Origin of the sequence: Pseudoalteromonas sp. SR45-4 (assembly GCF_014163535.1) — a bacterium.
GTDB lineage: Bacteria > Pseudomonadota > Gammaproteobacteria > Enterobacterales > Alteromonadaceae > Pseudoalteromonas > Pseudoalteromonas nigrifaciens.
In genome coordinates this window covers 1-2,102 of sequence record NZ_JACJDO010000086.1, presented here as the reverse complement: position 1 = coordinate 2,102, position 2,102 = coordinate 1, and the positions used below count along the sequence as shown (strand labels likewise).

Annotated in this window: 2 protein-coding genes and 1 pseudogene; 2 read left to right on the top strand and 1 reads right to left on the bottom strand. The window is 38.2% G+C overall.

Annotated elements, in window-relative coordinates:
• Positions 1 to 324 (top strand): annotated as a pseudogene (locus tag H5058_RS18040) (transposase); the annotation flags it as partial.
• Between the two features lie 459 nt (positions 325 to 783).
• On the opposite strand, the gene H5058_RS18035 reads toward H5058_RS18040, so the two are convergent.
• On the bottom strand, positions 784 to 1,428 hold the full coding sequence (locus tag H5058_RS18035) for a LysE family translocator (protein ID WP_182679364.1): 645 nt from the start codon (positions 1,426 to 1,428) through the stop codon (positions 784 to 786).
• Positions 1,429 to 1,532: 104 nt separating this feature from the next.
• Between H5058_RS18035 and H5058_RS18030 the strand changes: the two genes are divergently transcribed.
• On the top strand, positions 1,533 to 1,985 hold the full coding sequence (locus tag H5058_RS18030; RefSeq protein WP_011329694.1) for an Lrp/AsnC family transcriptional regulator: 453 nt from the start codon (positions 1,533 to 1,535) through the stop codon (positions 1,983 to 1,985).
• Positions 1,986 to 2,102: the final 117 nt, after the last annotated feature.

Genomic DNA, 2,102 nt, shown 5'->3' with positions numbered 1-2,102 from the left:
CCGAAGCAACTCCTGCGCTTTTCAGGTAAATCAAAAAAGCACATGGCGAAAGGATTACCCTTTGCGCTTAAATCTTACCTTGAACTAGTAGAATTAACCGGGCGTTGTATACGCGAAGGTAAAGCAGGCTATATCGAAAGCAGCACATTACCCCTGTTACAAAGAGTAAACATTACCCCCGAAAACTGGCTAAAACTCACCACACAATTTAGTCGCGTATTTCATGGCGCAGTAGGTCGCCCAGCGTCACACGAAGGATACTGCGAACACCTAAACAGAAAGCGGCGCACCAACGTTAGTAACTGCGAAAAGCTACTGGCTTAAAATTTTACTTCAAAAACTCTCCGTTATTCCCCCTCACTGTGAAAGCACAGTATTTCGCATGCCTAAAAATGAATAAAAAGCAGTTAAATACAACGTTATCTGAATAAGCAGAGGTGTTTTAAAAATTAAGGATGCTTTTAAGCCTAGCAATGTTTGTTTAGATAAACACCAAAGGGATTAATAATTAGAATGGGTGTCATTTAAATTTTCCAAAGAGATTAATAATTAGAGTGGGTGTCATTTTAATTTTTTGGCTTTGAGTGCTAAGTGAGAACTATTTTAAGTTGATTTAAGTTGATATAACAATGATCTGAAGTAATGCTGATATTCGCCCGTCGGGTGGCGCTTCGCTTAACCGACCTACGTTTTTAAATATATTTGAGGGCAAGACAATATTAGTAATAAAAAAGCCTAAGCGGTGTTTAAAGTACTGCTTAGGCTTTATTTTTTATGCGTGTATTACTGTAAGTGTACTAGTAGCTTTTGTGCGCTATCAAACAGCATTAAAGAGCCTAAAATAAATAATATAATGGCAGAAAGTCGACCAAATTTAATCGCAAGTGCCGGGTTATTGCTTAATATTTTTCGGGCGCTAACACCAATAAACCAATATACAAAGCCACAGCCAATTAAATGAATTACGCTTAATACTAACAGCTGCTCGGTGATCGAAAATGAAAAGCTCGGAAATACAAATTGTGGCAATAATGCTAAAAATAGCAGCATTACTTTAGGATTTAACCCGCTAATAATAAAGCCTTTTTTCATCCACTTTAATGGTGTTTCGCCTAATTCACTAGCAGCGCCATTATATACTGCGGGTACTGGCGGGTTTTTATAAAGCGAAACCGCGATCCAAACAACATACAGTGCGCCAAATAAGGTTAAAAATTTCATTAACATCACATGTGAAGCTAAAATAGCACCCAAACCTACCACTACAATCAGCGCGGCAATAAGGTGGCCTAACAAGAGCCCTGAAACTGCCGGAATAATTTTATCTCCCGCAATTCCTGCGCTTATGGTATACGCCCAATCAGCACCAGGGGTAAGTACAAACAATATTGACACCAGCCAAAAAGAAAAAATAACATTAATATCCATCAACAATAACCTAAAATAATTGGGAGCTTATTTTATTGCTTTCTTATGGGGAAAAAATACTATATTTTACCTTATTAAACGCCATTATTAGGAAACAATTGAATATGGATAGCATAGATCGGAAAATTCTTGCTGAGCTGCAAGTTGATGGCCGACTCACTCTTTCAGAACTTGCAGATCGCGTGGGGCTTAGTGTTTCGCCATGTCACCGCCGAGTTAAAGAATTAGAAAAAACCAAAGCTATTGTGGGCTACAGGACGGAGATCTCTCCAGAAAAAGTAGGGCTTAATTTTTCTGCGTTGGTTTTTATTACTATTAAAGAAGGTGATAAAGCATCGTTGGCTAAACTTGAATTAGCAGTTGAAGATATTCCACAAATAACTAATGCGCAGCGTTTGTTTGGTACACCTGATTATTTAATACATGTGGTGACTAGAGATTTAGGCGCGTTTCAAAAATTATACGATGATAAACTATCGGCGCTGCCAGGCGTGCAACGTTTAACCTCAACCATTGTGATGAAAGATATTGTTCGAGCCCGAAACCTGCATTTTTAATTATATACCCCATTAAAAAAGCCCTGCGCTAGGCGGGGCTGTTTAATATTTAAAGCTGAGCTACTAAGTGGTGTAGTTACTAAGTTACTAAGTTACTAAGTTACTAAGTTACTAAGT